Source organism: Rhizobium laguerreae (genome assembly GCF_019778565.1).
GTDB lineage: Bacteria > Pseudomonadota > Alphaproteobacteria > Rhizobiales > Rhizobiaceae > Rhizobium > Rhizobium laguerreae.
Genome location: NZ_JAAXQT010000012.1, coordinates 55,639 through 71,936 on the forward strand (window position 1 = coordinate 55,639; position 16,298 = coordinate 71,936).

The following is a 16,298-nucleotide window of genomic DNA, read 5'->3' on the forward strand; positions in this document are numbered from 1 at the left end:
CCGATGACATCTCGCCCGCTCGACCGCCTGCTCAGACCGCAAACGATCGCCGTCTTCGGCGGCCGCGAGGCGCGCAGGGTGATCGAGCAATGCGACCGCATGGGCTTTGCGGGCGAGATCTGGCCTGTTCATCCGAAGCTCGACGAGGTGCTCGGGCGGCCCTGCTATCGCTCCGTCTCCGACCTGCCTTCGGCGCCGGACGCCGCCTTCGTCGGCGTCAACAGGACGCTAACCGTCGAGATCGTCCGCAGCCTTTCCGAGACCGGTGCCGGCGGGGCGGTCTGTTATGCATCAGGCTTCAGCGAGGCGACGAGTGAACTCGGCGACGGCGCCGAGCTGCAGCAGGCCCTTTTGGCGGCTGCCGGCGACATGCCGATCCTCGGGCCGAATTGCTACGGCTTCATCAACGGTCTCGACGGTGCGCTGCTGTGGCCTGATCAGCATGGGATGCAGCGTATCGAACGTGGCGTCGCGATCCTCACGCAGTCCTCCAATATCGCTATCAACCTGACCATGCAGACCCGCGGCGTGCCGATCGCCTATGTGGTCACCGCAGGCAATCAGGCGCAGACATCGCTTGCCGATGTCGCCTGCGCATTGATCGACGACCCGCGTGTGACGGCGCTCGGCCTTCATGTCGAAGGTTTCGGCGATCTCTCGGCACTCGAACGCCTGGCCGCCATTGCCCGGCGGTCGAGGAAACCGATCGTCGTGTTGAAGGTCGGCAGATCCGAGCAGGCAAAACGCGCTGCGGTTTCGCATACCGCCTCGCTTGCTGGCAGCGATGCCGTCGCTGATGCCGTGCTCGCCCGCCTCGGCCTTGGCCGTGTCCAGACCTTGCCGGCGCTGCTCGAAACCCTGAAGCTGCTGCATGTCGCCGGACCGCTCGCAAGCCATTCGATCTCGTCGATGAGCTGTTCCGGTGGCGAAGCTTCGCTGATGGCGGATGCCGTCGTCGGTCGCAACGTGGAATTCCCCGCGCTGCAGCCGCAACAGTTACCCCGTCTGCGGCGGGTCCTCGGCGAGATGGTGACGCTTTCCAATCCGCTCGATTACCACACCTTCGTCTGGGGTGATCTCGCACGCCAGACCGAAGCCTTCAGTGCCATGTTCGAGGGCGCCTATGCCCTCAATCTCGTCGTCCTCGACTTCCCCCGCGGTGACCGCTGCGATGCCTCCGAATGGGCGATGACGGCGGACGCTGTCATGACGGCTGCCGCCGCAAGCGGTGCGCTGGCCGGCCTTCTGGCGACCCTTCCGGAAAACATGCCGGAGCCTATCGCCGATCGGCTGATGGCAAATGGCATCATTGCCTTCTGCGGTATCGACGAAGCCATCACGGCTGCGGAAGTCGCCGCCGGCATAGGCCAGGCGTGGATTCGCCCGCCTCCCCTGCCGCTGCTCGACGTGTCCTCTATCGATGGCGAGATCGAGACGCTGACGGAGGCCGATGCGAAGGCTGAGCTTGCCGCCTTTGGCCTTCCGGTTCCAAAGGGGCTGTTGGCTTCCTCTCCCGGTCAAGCGGCCGAGCAGGCCGAGCGGCTCGGTTTTCCCGTCGTGCTGAAAGCGCTCGGCATTGCCCACAAGACCGAGGCCGGGGCCGTTGTACTCAACCTGAAGGATATTAAGGCCGTGTCGAATGCGGCAGCGGCAATGCCGCCGAATGCCGGTTTTCTGGTCGAGAAGATGATCGATCCGCCGGTCGCCGAGCTCATTGTCGGCGCCATCCGCGACCCTGTCTTCGGATTGTCGCTCACGCTTGGAGCGGGAGGAATCTTTGTTGAATTGCTTGAGGATTCCGTCATCTTGCCACTTCCGGCGACGAAAACCGACATTCACGCGGCGATTTCACGTCTCAAGCTCGCAAAATTGATCTATGGCTATCGCGGTCGGCCAAAAGGCGATCTAGAAGCCGCTGTCGGCGCTGTCTCAGCAACGGCAGATTATGTCGTAAAGAACGCGGCATCCCTGGAGGAACTGGACATTAATCCACTGATGGTTCTTCCCGAAGGGCGTGGCGTTGCCGTCGTTGATGCTCTGATACGGCGGAGGAGGTAGCATAGGTTGAGCGATCCCATTCGCACAGGATATGACGACGGAGTGCTCGAAGTCGTCATCGACCGGCCGAAGGCGAATGCCATCGACCTTGCGACCAGCCGTGCCCTGGGGTTGATCTTCCGAGAATTCCGCGACGATCCGGCGTTGCGCGTCGCCATCGTGACAGGCGCCGGCGAGAAGTTTTTCTGTGCCGGATGGGATCTCAAGGCGGCGGCATCAGGCGACGCGGTCGACGGAGATTACGGCGTCGGCGGCTTCGGCGGGCTGCAGGAACTGCGCGACCTCAACAAGCCGGTCATTTGTGCGGTGAACGGCATCTGTTGCGGCGGTGGACTGGAGATCGCGCTATCGGCCGACCTGATCGTTGCCGCCGAGCATGCGAGTTTCGCTCTGCCGGAAATCCGCTCGGGCACGGTTGCCGATGCGGCCTCGATCAAGCTGCCGAAACGCATCCCCTATCACATAGCCATGGACATGCTTTTGACGGGACGCTGGCTCGACGTTCACGAGGCGCATCGCTGGGGTTTCGTCAACGAGATCCTACCGGCCGATCGGCTGATGGAAAGAGCCTGGGAGCTTGCCCGGCTGCTCGCGAGCGGTCCGACGCTCGTTTATGCGGCCATCAAGGAAATCGTCCGCGAGGCGGAGGGTTCGACGTTCCAGACTGCCATGAACAAGATCACCAAGCGGCAGTTTGCGACGGTCGACAGGCTCTATTCGAGCGAGGACCAATTGGAAGGCGCACGGGCTTTCGCCGAGAAGCGAAGCCCCATTTGGAAAGGAAAATAACCAGGCGGCAGCAACCGCACTGTTTTCCCGCATGATGCGGGCACCGGAGGGGGAGAGGAAACCGCCTGCGGACCAGCCCGGAAGTTCTGTCAACGCACCATAAAGAAGGAACAGGGGAATGAACGACTACACCAAATATCTCGCAAGCCGTGTCACCGCCGGCGGGCTCAGCCGCCGCGAATTCATGGGACGCGCCATGGCGGCCGGCATCACACTTGCCGTCGCCGACAAGCTCTTCACCGAAAGTGCCGAAGCCGCCGAACCGAAGCGCGGCGGCCACCTGAAGCTCGGCCTTGAAGGCGGTGCAGCCACCGATTCGAAGGACCCGGCGAAGTTCCTGTCGCAGGTCATGTTCTGCATCGGCCGCTGCTGGGGCGACATGCTGGTCGAATCCGATCCACTGACGGGTGCCGCCGTGCCCTCACTCGCCGAATCCTGGGAGCCCTCGAAGGATGCTGTCACCTGGACCTTCAAGATCCGCAAGGGCGTCAAGTTCCACGATGGCAAGGAACTGACGATCGACGACGTCGTTGCGACGCTGAAACGTCACACCGATGCGAAGTCGGAATCCGGCGCGCTCGGTGTTCTCGGCTCGATCAAAGAGATCAAGGCCGACGGCGGCAATCTAGTGCTGACGCTCAGCGAAGGCAATGCCGACATGCCGCTGCTGCTGTCCGACTACCATCTGGTCATCCAGCCGAACGGCGGCGTCGACGATCCTCTCGCCTCGATCGGCACCGGCCCCTACAAGATGACGAGCTTCGAGCCCGGCGTCCGCGCCACCTTCGAAAAGAACAAGGACGACTGGCGCACCGACCGCGGTTATGTCGATTCGATCGAGATCATCGGCATGAATGATGCCACCGCCCGCATCGCGGCCCTGTCGTCCGGCCAGGTGCATTACATTAACCGCGTCGACCCCAAGACCGTCAACCTGCTGAAGCGCGCCCCGAACGTCGAGATTCTCTCGACCGCCGGCCGCGGCCACTACGTCTTCATCATGCATTGCGACAAGGCGCCGTTCGACAACAACGACCTGCGCCTCGCCCTCAAATACGCCATGGACCGCGAGACCATGGTGGAGAAGATCCTCGGCGGTTACGGCAAGGTCGGCAACGACTTCCCGATCAACAGCACCTATGCGCTGTTTCCGGAGGGCATCGAGCAGCGCGTTTACGATCCCGACAAGGCCGCGTTCCACTACAAGAAGTCGGGCCATAGCGGTTCGGTGCTTCTGCGCACCTCCGAGGTCGCCTTCCCTGGCGGTGTCGATGCAGCCGTCCTCTACCAGGAGAGCTGCAAGAAGGCTGGCATCGAGATTGAGGTCAAGCGCGAACCGGGCGACGGCTACTGGACCAATGTCTGGAACGTCCAACCCTTCTCGACCTCCTACTGGGGTGGCCGTCCGACCCAGGACCAGATGTATTCCACCGCCTATCTCTCGACGGCGGACTGGAACGACACCAAGTTCAAGCGTCCTGACTTCGACAAGCTGCTGCTGGAGGCCCGCTCCGAGCTTGATGAAGCCAAGCGCAAGGAGATGTATCGCACCATGGCGATGACGGTGCGCGACGAAGGTGGGGTGATCCTGCCGATGTTCAACGATTTCGTGAACGCCTCCACTAAGCAGGTGAAGGGTTATGTCCACGACATCGGTAACGACATGTCGAACGGCTACGTCGCGACCCGCGTCTGGCTGGACGCCTGAGGGCATGGGGGCGTTTGCCCCTCCGATCTCCAACGAAGCCTGGACCGTGGGATGAAAACCCGCGGTCCTCCTGACGTTTTAGCGCGAGGTCCTCGCCATGACCAATCCTGCCCCAAGCAATATCTTGCCCGGCCTCGGGTTTCGGCAGCGTTTTCCGCTGCTTGCCCTTATCCTCGAGCGCTTCTTGCTCAGCATCGTCCTGCTCTTTGCCGTTTCCATCGTGATTTTCGGCGGTCTGGAAGCCCTGCCCGGCGATTTTGCCACCACCTATCTCGGCCAGTCGGCGACACCGCAGGCCGTCGCCAATATTCGAGAGGATCTCGGGCTGAACCGCCCGATCACCACGCGTTACGTCGAATGGCTCGGCAACGCCGTCCAGGGGGATTTCGGCACCTCCTGGGCCAGCAAGAATTCGGTGAGCGAACAGATTGGCAAGCGCCTTGGCAATTCGCTCTTCCTGGCGGGTTTCGCAGCGGTGATATCGGTGCCGCTCGCCGTTGGGCTCGGCATGCTGTCGGTGCATTTCCGCAACCGCCTGCCGGATAAGATCATCAACGTCATCTCACTTGCGGCGATCTCGCTGCCGGAATTCTTTGTCGGCTACCTGCTGATCCTGTTCTTCGCGGTGAAATTCGGCGTGGCCACCTTTCCAGCGACGGTCTATGACAGCATGGGTTTCGTCGAGCGGTTGAAGGCAATCGCGCTGCCGACGGCGACTCTCGTGCTCGTCGTGCTCGCGCATATGATGCGGATGACGCGGGCCGCAATCCTTTCCGTCATGTCGTCGGCCTATATGGAGACCGCGGAGCTGAAAGGCCTTAGCGCCTTCCGGTCGATCGTCAAGCATGCCGCCCCCAATGCGCTTGCGCCGATCATCAACGTCATCGCATTGACGCTTGCCTATCTCGTGGTCGGCGTCGTCGTCGTCGAAGTGGTCTTCGTCTATCCCGGCATGGGGCAGTACATGGTCGATGCGGTCACCGTGCGTGACATGCCTGTCGTGCAGGCCTGCGGCCTGATCTTCGCGGCCGTCTATATCTTCCTGAACATGACGGCCGATATTCTCGCGATTATCGCCAATCCTAGGCTGAGGCATCCGCGATGAGATTAAGAGATATTCCCATCACCGCCTGGATCGGCATGGCCGGTATCGTCATCGCCTTCATCTTCGCAATCTTCGCACCATGGATCGCTCCTTATGGCGAGACGCAGGTCGTCGGCGACGTCTGGCAGATGCCGGATGATCAATATATCTTCGGCCTCGACAATCTCGGCCGCGACATCTTCTCGCGGCTGATCTACGGCGCACGCACGACGCTGGTGGTCGCGTCCGCCGCCACCGTCATTTCCTTCTCGCTCGGCATCATCCTGAGCTTCACCGCCGCCGTCTCGCGCGGCGTGATCGACACCGTCCTCTCACGCTTCAACGATCTGATGATGTCGATCCCGACGCTGATCTTCGCACTCGTGGTTCTGGCGGTGCTACCGCAAAACATCGTCGTGCTGATCCTTGTCATGGCGATCCTCGATTCCACCCGCGTCTATCGTCTCGGCCGCGCCGTGGCGCTTGATGTCGCGGTGATGGAATTCGTCGAGGCGGCGACGTTGCGCGGCGAAGGCAAGCTCTGGATCATCTCCCGCGAAATCCTGCCGAACACGCTGTCGCCGCTGCTTGCCGAATTCGGCTTGCGCTTCGCCTTCTCGATCCTGTTTCTCTCAACGCTTTCCTTCCTCGGCCTCGGGATTCAGCCGCCCGCGGCCGATTGGGGGGGCATGGTCAAGGACAACAAGGACGGCATCATCTTCGGTATCTCGGCAGCGCTGGTGCCGGGTACCGCGATCGCGACACTTGCCGTCTGCGTCAACCTTGTCGTCGACTGGCTCCTGAAACGCACATCCAGCCTCAAGGGAGGGCGCGGCGATGCCTGAGCTTCTTTCCGTTCGCAATTTGAAGATCGAAGCAACCAGCTATCCGCCGGGTGAACCGCCGAAGCGAGTGACGATCGTCGACGGCGTTTCCTTCGACCTGCAGAAGGGCAAGGTTCTCGGCCTGATCGGGGAATCGGGCGCCGGCAAGTCGACGATCGGCCTTTCGGCACTTGCCTATGGCCGGGGCGGCGCCGAAATCACCGGCGGCGAGGTGCGGCTCGACGGCGCCGATCTCCTGGCGCTCGGCAAGAACGGCATCCGTAAAATTCGCGGCGCACGGGTCTGCTATGTCGCGCAGTCGGCCGCGGCCGCCTTCAATCCGGCGCACAGGCTCGGCGATCAGGTTATCGAAGCGTCGGTCAAGCATGGTCTGATGAGCAAAGACGAGGCGCGCAAACGGGCGCTTTATCTGTTCGGGGTTCTCGGCCTGCCCAATCCCGAAACCTTCGGCGAGCGCTTTCCTCACCAGGTCTCCGGCGGCCAACTGCAGCGGGCGATGACGGCGATGGCGCTCTGCTCCAACCCCGAACTCATCGTCTTCGACGAGCCGACGACAGCGCTTGACGTCACCACGCAGATCGACGTGCTGGCGGCGATCAAGCATGCCATCGAGGAAACGCACACGGCCGCCCTCTACATCACCCATGACCTTGCCGTCGTCGCCCAGATCTCGGACGACATCATGGTCCTGCGTTATGGCAAGCAGGTCGAATATGGCAGTGTGCAGCAGATCATCGAGGCGCCACGGGAAGACTATACCCGCGCTCTCGTCAATGTCAGGCAGGCCTATCGCGAGGAAGCCGCCGACCAGTCCACGGCACTTCTCAAGGTGGAAAATGTCAGCGCGGAATATTCCAACGGCTTCAAAGTGCTGCATGATGTCACGCTGCACGTGCCGAAGGGGCAGACGCTCGCGGTTGTCGGCGAATCCGGTTCGGGAAAATCGACCCTGGCGCGCGTCATCACCGGCCTGTTGCCGCCGAGCAGCGGGCGCATCGTCTTTGATGGCAAGCCGCTGATGCCTGATCTCAAGAGCCGGCCGAACGACGATCTGAGGCGCATCCAGCTGATCTATCAGATGGCGGATACGGCGATGAACCCGCGCCAGACGGTCCGCGACATCATCGGCCGCCCGCTGACCTTCTATTACGGCCTGAGAGGTGCCGAGAAGACCGCCCGGGTGAAGGAGCTGCTTGATCAGATCGAGATGGGCAAGGGCTTCGTCGATCGCTACCCGGCCGAACTCTCCGGCGGGCAGAAGCAGCGCGTGGCGATCGCGCGAGCGCTTGCCGCCAAGCCGGAACTCATCCTCTGCGACGAGCCGACCTCGGCGCTCGATCCGCTGGTGGCGGAGGGTATCCTCAAGCTGCTGCTGCGTCTGCAAGAAGAAGAGCAGCTGTCCTACGTCTTCATTACCCACGACATCGCAATCGTCCGGGCGATCGCCGACAGCGTGGCGGTGATGCATCGCGGCCAGCTGGTGCGGTTCGGTCCGAAATCGACGGCGCTGTCGCCGCCGTTTGACGATTACACCGATCTGCTGTTGAAATCCGTGCCGGAAATGGAAATCGGCTGGCTGGAACGGGTGCTTGCCACGCGCCGCATGGAGAGCGCCGGTAACTGACCTGACGGGGGCGGAACCCTCGTCTCATGAAATGTGCATCAAGGAATGAGCATGATCTCGCGCGGCTTCACCACCATCGAGAATGAATGGATTACGCTGAAGGATGGGACGCGACTGGCCGCGCGCATCTGGATGCCTGACGGTGCGGAGGAAGACCCCGTCCCCGCTGTCTTCGAATTCCTGCCGTATCGCAAGCGGGACGGAACCAGTTTGCGGGACGAGTCCACCTATCCGGTATTCGCTGTGGCAGGCATTGCCGGCGTGCGTGTCGATATCCGCGGATCCGGAGAATCCGACGGGGTCATCGACGGCGAATATACCGAAAGCGAGCTTGCCAATGCCTGCGAGCTGATCGCCTGGATTGCCGCGCAGCCATGGTCGAACGGCGCGGTCGGCATGATGGGCATTTCCTGGGGCGGCTTCAACAGCCTGCAGGTCGCAGCATTGCGCCCGCCGGCGCTGAAGGCCGTCATCTCGATCGCCTCGACCGTCGACCGATACAACGACGACATCCACTACAAGAACGGCTGCCATCTCTCCGCCCAGCTCTCATGGGCGGCGACGATGCTTGGCTACCAGTCGCGGCCGCCCGACCCCGCGCTTGTCGGCGAGCGCTGGAAGGAAATGTGGCTGGAACGCCTGGCAGGCGAACCCTTCTTCATGGAGGAGTGGCTGGCCCATCAGCGGCGCGACGATTTCTGGCGTCATGGCTCGATCTCGGAGGATTTTTCGAGCGTGGAAATCCCGGCGCTTGTCATCGCCGGCTGGGCCGACGGCTACCGCAATACGCCGCTGATGGCGGTCGAAGGCCTGGGCGACAAGGCGAAGGCGCTGATCGGCCCCTGGGTTCACAAATATCCGCATTTCGCCTGGCCGAAACCGCGCACCGATTTTCATGGCGAGGCAATTGCCTGGTGGAACAAATGGCTGCGGGGCGAGGACAATGGGATCGACAGGCTGCCGCAGGCCCGCGCCTATATTCTCGATGCCATCCGCCCTGCGCCGCGACGCGACAGCGATCCGGGTTTCTGGATCGCCAAGGATCTCTGGTCGCCGCCGCAGATGCAGTGCTTCTATGTCGAGCAGTTCGGCAAGCTGACCGAAGGCATGCCGATCCCGCATGCGCCCGAACATCCCGTCTATCTCCGCTCTCCGCTCGACATCGGGACGGCGTCAGGCGAGTATTTCACGCTGAAGCCCGACGCCGAAATGGCGATCGATCAGCGCTTAGACGATGCCGGCTCGCTGGTCTTCGATACGATGCCGCTTGCTGGCGATTGCGACTATCTCGGCCGGCCTGTGCTCACGCTTGCGCTGCGGTCGCAGGCGGCGGGCGGAAATCTCTGCGCCCGGCTCATCGATGTCCATCCGGATGGCACGGCAACACGTGTCGCCTTCGGCGTCGTCAATCTCACTCACAGGGACGGCAATGCAGATCCCAAGCCGCTGACACCAGGCGAGAAGGTGCCGATCCGGCTGGTGCTCGATGCCTGCGGGTATCGCTTCCGCAAGGGTCATCGCATCCGCCTTTCGCTTTCCACCGCATATTGGCCGATGATCCTGCCGCCGCCTGATGACGAGGGCATCGAGGTCGACATCGCGGCACTCGGCCTGGGGCTGCCGATGCTCGGCGAGCACCAGCGGATAGACATCAAGGAACCGGCCAATCCCGATCCGCTGCCGAAATACATCGAGCATGCGGGCGCCGTAACGAAGCGGCAGGTCGCCCGCGATCTCTCAGCCGCCCGAACGGACTATCACATCCACGAGGATACCGGGCTCACCGAACACCCTGAGACAGGTCTCTCGACCCGGCAATTGCGCGAAGAAGTCTGGTCGATTTCACCCGATAATCCCCAGTCGATGACCGGGACCTCGACCTGGACCTGCGACATGCGCCGCCCCGGCTGGTTCGTGCGGACTGTCGCGACCGCGCGTATTGCCTGCACCGGCACCGATTGGGTCATCAGCGCTGTCGTCACCGCCTTCGAGGATGACGTGCAGATCTTCGAAAAGGTCTTTGCGGAAAAGCGGATTGCGCGCGACCTGATGTGACCATCAGGCCGCAGCAAAACGCCTTATGGCCTCGCAGACGGCGCGGAAGCCGTCGCGGGCGCCTTCGCTCATGTGGCGAGCGCGCAGCCAGGCATGCACCATCTGCGGCTCCTCCCTGAACCAGACTTCGACGCCCTCCGCGGTGAGCCGGGCGGCATATTGCCGGCCGTCGTCCCGGAGCGGATCGAAATGCGCGACCGTGATGAAGGCCGGCGGCAGCCCGGCAAGCGAAGCTGCCTGCAGCGGCTCGGCGATCTCATTGCCTGCCGGCGCCTGCAGGATTTCGCGATAATAGGCGACATCCGCCGTCGTCAGGCCCGGCGCCGCGGCCATTTCGACGTAAGAGCCTGCGGCAAGGTCACCGCCAAGCGCCGGATAGATCAGAACTTGGCCGACGACTCCGGACAGGCCCTCGTCGCGCGCGCGCAATGCAAGGCCCGCCGCCAGATTGGCCCCGGCGCTGTCGCCGATCAGCACGACCTTGCTGTTGGCGGAAAGCAGATGTTTCGACACGGTAAAGCCGTCATCCGTCTGGGCCGGCCAGCGATATTCAGGGGCCAGCCGGTAATCGACCGAAACAAGTTCCGCGCCGGCAAAATCGGCGATCTCGGCGCAGATGGCATGATGGCTCTCGAGCGAACCGACAACAAAGCCGCCGCCATGAAGATAGAGCAGAATGGTGCGTGTGCTGATTTTGCGCGGGCGGTAGCGCCGGATCGGTATGCGCTGGAGCATGCCGTCCGCAAAGATCATCTCCGGGGGCAGCGGGCGGTCGAAACGCGCGCAGAGAGCGTCGTACCAATGTCGCTGCTGTTCGATCGATGCTTGAACGGCGTCTGGCGGATAGAAGGAATCGCAAATCGCCAGAAACTGCAGGATGCCCCTTTCGGTGGGGGCAGGTGGTTGAACGGACATGGAGGTCCTTTCGCGATTTGGGACATGACAGATCATGTCCCTGGCCGACTCTGTCCTCATCATGCGCCTCTGTGAGACGGACGATCTGTCTGGCCGCGACCCATGGATGTCGCGGCTTTCAAAATTCGCGATAATTTTTTCATCGCCGACCCAAGGAAAGTCATCCGAGAAACGTCTCAATCTCGAAATAGCATCTTGCTGGATAGGATGGGGTAGGTGCGGAATTGGACGCAGAGCTCATAGAACGAGCGCAGGGCGGCGACCGGGAGGCCTTCGGGCAACTGGTCTCGCGCCATTATGATTTCGTCCACGCGACCGCGTGGCGGTGGTCTGGCAGTTCCACCGATGCCGACGACATCGCCCAGGAGGTCTGCGTCAAGCTCGGCGCGGCGATCCGCAGCTTTCGCGGCGCCAGCCGCTTCAGGACATGGCTCTATACACTGACGCTGAACGCTGCCCGCGACCATAGACGCAAGCTTGCACGAGAGGAGCAGACATTCCGCGCCTACGCCGCCGAACCGCAGCAGGATGCGCCTGATGGAAATGACGACGAGCTATCGAGCGAATTATGGGCAGCCGTGCGCGCATTGCCGGAAAGGCAATGCGACGCCGTGCTGCTCGTTTACGGCGAAGGTCTCAGCCATTCGGCTGCCGCCGATGTCATGGGCTGCTCGGAGGCGACCGTGTCCTGGCAGGTTCATGAGGCGCGCAAGAGGCTGAAGACCGTGCTCGGCAAGGAAGAGGTATGACCGTGGACAAGGAACTCGAAAAGCTCTCCCGCCTGACACCGCCGGCAGCGACGCCGGAGGCGCGTGCGCGTGCGCTTACTGCCGCGATGCAGGCCTTCGACAGCCCAGGAAATAATGCAGCGACGCCCCAAGGAAATGCGAAAGGCTGGCGTCAAAGCTCCATCATCAACTGGATATGGAGCCCTGCCATGAACAAGAAATTCCTCGCTGGTTCAGCCCTTGCGACACTGCTCGTCATTCCCGCCGCCGGTTATCTCGCAATCGAACTGACCCGCAATGGATTGCCGATCACCGACCAGACCGAGATCGCCGGCAACCTCTCGCAAAATGGGGTGTCGAAACAGCCGGCCGCAACCGCGGGTCAGCCGGTCGCTGTCGCGCCGCAAGCCCCGGCCGGGAACGCCAGCCTGGCCGAGCAATCTGTCGCTGACGCCCAAGCGCTGCAGGACAAGGAGACACCGGCCCTCGCGAAATCCGGCGCGGCGCGGATGTCCGAATTCGATGCCAACGACGTCGCCGCCCTCACGAACAAGCCGGAGGGTTCTGCCGCGGCACTCGGGGCGGCCAAACGCTCGGCGCCGGCCGCTCCCGGCATTGTTCCCCAGCGGCAGTTTGCCGAACCGATGGCTGCCATCGCCCCTTCGCCTGCGCCGCCTGCGGAGGGGCGTGTCCAGGTTCAACTCGACCCCGATCGCGAGCGGTTTGCCAATGCGGCGGCAAATCCGATCAAGAGTGTGGCGACGGATCCGGTCTCGACCTTCTCCGCCGATGTCGACAGCGCGTCCTATGCCTTCGTCCGCCGGTCGTTGACAGGCGGGGCGATGCCCGATCCGCAATCGGTTCGCGTCGAGGAGATGATCAATTATTTCCCCTTTGACTGGCCGGGTCCTGACAATGCCGACCAGCCTTTCAAGGCGACCGTGACTGTCATGCCAACGCCGTGGAACCGCGACACGGAATTGATGCATGTGGCGATCAAGGGCTATGACATCGCGCCGGCGACCACGCCGCACGCCAATCTGGTCTTCCTGATCGACGTGTCGGGCTCGATGGACGAGCCGGACAAGCTGCCGCTGCTGAAGAGCGCCTTCCGGCTGCTGGTCAACAGGCTGAAAGCCGACGATACCGTCTCGATCGTCACCTATGCCGGCAATGCCGGCACGGTGCTGACGCCGACACGCGTGGCGGAGAAATCGAAGATCCTGTCGGCAATCGACAGGCTGGAGCCCGGAGGCTCGACCGGTGGCGCCGAAGGCATCGAGGCGGCCTACAATCTTGCCAAACAGGGCTTCGTCAAGGACGGCATCAACCGGGTGATGCTGGCGACGGATGGCGATTTCAATGTCGGCCCGTCGAGCGACGAGGATTTGAAGCGCATCATCGAAGAGAGGCGCAAGGACGGCATCTTCCTCACCGTTCTCGGCTTCGGACGGGGCAATCTCAACGATTCCCTGATGCAGACGCTGGCGCAGAACGGCAATGGCAGCGCAGCCTATATCGATAGCTTGGCCGAGGCGCAGAAGACGCTGGTCGAAGAGGCCGGATCGACGCTGTTTCCGATCGCCAGCGACGTCAAGTTCCAGGTCGAGTTCAACCCGGAACGGATCGCCGAGTACCGCTTGATCGGCTACGAGACGCGGGCGCTGAAGCGCGAGGATTTCAACAATGACCGCGTCGATGCCGGCGATATCGGCTCCGGCCACAGCGTCACGGCGATTTACGAGATTACGCCCAAGGGAAGCCCCGCGGTGATGAATGACGACCTGCGTTATGGCGCCGCCGATCAGGTGCCGCCCAAGACCTCCGACAGCGCCCATCAAGGCGAGCTTGCCTTCGTCAAGATGCGCTACAAGCGGCCGGGCGAGGACAAAAGCGCCCTCATCACCACTCCTGTCAACGATGGCAACGCGGTCGCCACCGTCGATGCCGCGCCGCAGGATGTCCGCTTCTCGGTGGCCGTCGCTGCCTTCGGCCAGAAACTCAGCCATGTCGCAGCCGTCGACACCTATTCCTACCAGGCGATTGCCGATCTCGCCGCGGCATCGCGAGGCACTGACGCCTTCGGCTACAGGTCGGATTTTCTTGGCCTCGTTCGGCTGGCGGACGGCCTCAGTCAACGATGAGACAAGAGGCACAAAACTGACCAAACAAGAGGCCGTCCCAAAAGGGCGGCCTCTTGTTTGGTGATCATCCCGGTCTCGCCCCGTTGGCGGTGAGATAAACAGCGTAGAGAGACGTGCTCGCGGTGATGAAGAGACGGTTTAATTTCTCTCCGCCGAAAGTGACGTTGGAGACGCCCTCGGGAATATGGATCTTGCCGATCAAAGTGCCATCCGGATCATAGGCGTGCACACCATCGCCGGCGCTCGTCCATATCTGGCCTTTCCGATCGACGCGAAAACCATCGAACAGGCCTGAGGTACATTCTGCGAAAACGCCGAGATCGCTCAACCTTCCCTCATTCGAGACCGCGAGCTTTCTGATATCACGCGGACCGCCGGGCAGGTGCGTTGCCCCGGTATCGGCAACATAGAGCACCGTCTCATCCGGGGAAAAGGCCAGTCCGTTCGGCTTGACGAAATCGGAGGTCACCTGATCGGTTGTGCCTGTTGCCGGATCATGCCGGTATACATGGCATCCGACGATTTCCGCGTCGCCATAATCGCCCTCGTAGTCATGGAGGATGCCGTAGCTCGGGTCGGTGAACCAGATAGTCCCATCGGACTTGACGGTGACGTCGTTTGGGGAATTGAGCCGTTTGCCTGCAATTCGATCGGCCAGAACGGTGATCCTGCCGTCGAATTCCGTGCGCGTTACACGGCGCGTCAGATGCTCGCAGGTGATCAGCCGGCCCTGATTGTCGACAGTGTTGCCATTCGAGTTGTTGCTGGGCGAGCGGAATACCGATGTGTGCCCGCTGGTATCGTCATAACGCATCATGCGGTCGTTGGGGATATCCGAGAAAACCAGATACCGCCCGGCGGCAAACCAGGCCGGCCCCTCCAGCCAGCGCCCGCCCGTCCAAAGACGCTCGACGCGAGCGTGACCGACGAAGCAGCTTTCAAAGCGAGGGTCGAGAACCTCAAACCCCGTCCCGTCAATTTGCCCGAACAAGATGCTCCTCCACTTCACAAAAATTGTTATCGATATCATCTTGCCGCGTTTTAACGACTTCGTACAGATGCCGATCTGCCAGCCTCTGCGAAAATTCCCAGGTAATCGTGGTTTCTCGACATTGGAATGGTGTATTCTTGTAATAATATCGATTGTAGGATGATAGCGATAACTTTATCGTGTCTTGAATTATCCAATCAGGAAGCCTTGTGAAAGCGGAGATCAGTGAAAAACGAGGATGAGCCGAAAGACAAACGTCTCAAGCCGGGAGATGCTCAAAAGCTGACGATGGCGGAGGTCGCCAAATATGTCGGCGTTTCCGCCATGACCGTTTCGCGTGCCTTTCGCCAGGATGCGAGCGTTTCCGAGGAGACTCGGAAGCGCATCATGGAGGCCGTCGACGCACTCGGCTATGTGCTCGACCTGTCTGCCGGCAGTCTTTCGTCAAGGCGAAGCGGCTTCATCGCCGCCCTGGTGCCCTCGATCAACAATTCGAATTTTTCCGACACTGCGCGGGGCATGACTGATGCACTTGAAAAGACCGGGCTTCAGCTCCTCCTCGGCTATACCGACTATTCGACGGAGAAAGAAGAAGAACTGATCGAGGCGATGCTGCGCCGCCGCCCGGAAGGCATCATCCTGACCGGTGGTTCGCACACGCCGCGCGCACGGCGCATGCTCGCGCAAGCCGACATTCCTGTTGTCGAGACGTGGGAGCTTCCGGAGGATCCGATCAATCAGGTTGTCGGTTTTTCCAACAGCGAGGCGATGGCCCTGCTGGTGCGGACACTTGCCAGTCAGGGATATCGGAAGTTCGGCTATATCGGCGGAACGACGGCGCGCGATACGCGCGGCAGCCAGCGGCGAAGCGGTTTCCAGAAGACTGTCGAAGAACTCGGCCTCGGACCGGGACGGATGATTTCCTTCGGCGTGCCGCCCATCACCATGGAACAGGGCGGCCAGGCGATCGTCAGCCTGCTGGAGCGCTGGCCGGACACGGAAGTGGTTCTTTGCGTCTCCGATCTTTCCGCCTTCGGCGCCATCATGGAATGCACGCGCCGGGGAATGAAGGTTCCAAGGGACATCGCCATTGCCGGTTTCGGCGATTATGAGATCTCGTCCATCTGTCATCCACGCATTACCACCATCAATGTGGACTGTTATGGCATCGGCCGCCAGGCGGCCGCCCGCCTGCTGGATGCCCTCCATACCGGCGAGGCGACCGGCGATGAGATCACATTAACAGGCTACAAGGTTGTCTTGCGCGAAAGCACGGATCGCAACGCCGCGCCGACCGCTTAAGTACTGCAGCGCGCCGCGCGTCTTTTTCATATGCGCGGCGCTTTAACATTTTGAA

Annotated in this window: 12 protein-coding genes; 10 read left to right on the plus strand and 2 right to left on the minus strand. The window is 61.9% G+C overall.

Features of this window, described 5'->3' with window-relative positions; genetic code table 11:
* Positions 1 to 3: 3 nt before the first annotated feature.
* The 7 genes from HFO71_RS30030 (at position 4) to HFO71_RS30060 (ending at position 10,163) form a co-directional block, all read left to right on the plus strand.
* A complete protein-coding gene (locus tag HFO71_RS30030; protein ID WP_221988811.1) occupies positions 4 to 2,058 on the plus strand; it encodes an acetate--CoA ligase family protein in 2,055 nt (684 codons plus the stop codon).
* A gap of 6 nt (positions 2,059 to 2,064) precedes the next feature.
* On the plus strand, positions 2,065 to 2,847 hold the full coding sequence (locus HFO71_RS30035) for a carnitinyl-CoA dehydratase (protein WP_221959750.1): 783 nt from the start codon (positions 2,065 to 2,067) through the stop codon (positions 2,845 to 2,847).
* Positions 2,848 to 2,965: 118 nt separating this feature from the next.
* Positions 2,966 to 4,555 (plus strand): ABC transporter substrate-binding protein, encoded by a 1,590-nt coding sequence (locus HFO71_RS30040; protein ID WP_168285536.1) that lies wholly within the window; start codon positions 2,966 to 2,968, stop codon positions 4,553 to 4,555.
* Between the two features lie 97 nt (positions 4,556 to 4,652).
* Positions 4,653 to 5,660: an ABC transporter permease gene (locus HFO71_RS30045; RefSeq protein ID WP_027668833.1), complete on the plus strand. Its 1,008-nt coding sequence runs from the start codon at positions 4,653 to 4,655 to the stop codon at positions 5,658 to 5,660.
* On the plus strand, positions 5,657 to 6,484 hold the full coding sequence (locus HFO71_RS30050) for an ABC transporter permease (RefSeq protein ID WP_221985353.1): 828 nt from the start codon (positions 5,657 to 5,659) through the stop codon (positions 6,482 to 6,484). Before HFO71_RS30045 ends, HFO71_RS30050 begins: the two co-directional genes overlap by 4 nt.
* Positions 6,477 to 8,108, plus strand: coding sequence for an ABC transporter ATP-binding protein (locus HFO71_RS30055; RefSeq protein WP_221968747.1), 1,632 nt, complete (start codon positions 6,477 to 6,479; stop codon positions 8,106 to 8,108). The genes HFO71_RS30050 and HFO71_RS30055 overlap by 8 nt, the downstream gene beginning before the upstream one ends.
* 51 nt (positions 8,109 to 8,159) lie before the next feature.
* Positions 8,160 to 10,163, plus strand: coding sequence for a CocE/NonD family hydrolase (locus tag HFO71_RS30060; RefSeq protein ID WP_221968757.1), 2,004 nt, complete (start codon positions 8,160 to 8,162; stop codon positions 10,161 to 10,163).
* 3 nt (positions 10,164 to 10,166) lie between these two features.
* Here the strand turns inward: HFO71_RS30060 and HFO71_RS30065 are convergent, their stop codons facing one another.
* Complete coding sequence (locus tag HFO71_RS30065; protein ID WP_221968759.1) at positions 10,167 to 11,078, minus strand: alpha/beta hydrolase; 912 nt, start codon at positions 11,076 to 11,078, stop codon at positions 10,167 to 10,169.
* A 224-nt stretch (positions 11,079 to 11,302) separates the two neighbouring features.
* Between HFO71_RS30065 and HFO71_RS30070 the strand changes: the two genes are divergently transcribed.
* Positions 11,303 to 11,827 (plus strand): RNA polymerase sigma factor, encoded by a 525-nt coding sequence (locus HFO71_RS30070; RefSeq protein WP_221949216.1) that lies wholly within the window; start codon positions 11,303 to 11,305, stop codon positions 11,825 to 11,827.
* Positions 11,824 to 13,950: a vWA domain-containing protein gene (locus tag HFO71_RS30075; RefSeq protein ID WP_221985355.1), complete on the plus strand. Its 2,127-nt coding sequence runs from the start codon at positions 11,824 to 11,826 to the stop codon at positions 13,948 to 13,950. The genes HFO71_RS30070 and HFO71_RS30075 overlap by 4 nt, the downstream gene beginning before the upstream one ends.
* Before the next feature lie 64 nt (positions 13,951 to 14,014).
* Here the strand turns inward: HFO71_RS30075 and HFO71_RS30080 are convergent, their stop codons facing one another.
* The gene (locus HFO71_RS30080) at positions 14,015 to 14,941 is read right to left on the minus strand and encodes an SMP-30/gluconolactonase/LRE family protein (protein WP_221968764.1); all 927 of its coding nucleotides are present in this window, start codon (positions 14,939 to 14,941) and stop codon (positions 14,015 to 14,017) included.
* Positions 14,942 to 15,166: 225 nt separating this feature from the next.
* Here HFO71_RS30080 and HFO71_RS30085 point away from each other — a divergent pair, with 225 nt between their 5' ends.
* Positions 15,167 to 16,243, plus strand: a complete 1,077-nt coding sequence (locus tag HFO71_RS30085) for a LacI family DNA-binding transcriptional regulator (RefSeq protein ID WP_221988812.1) — start codon at positions 15,167 to 15,169, stop codon at positions 16,241 to 16,243.
* Positions 16,244 to 16,298 lie beyond the last annotated feature (55 nt).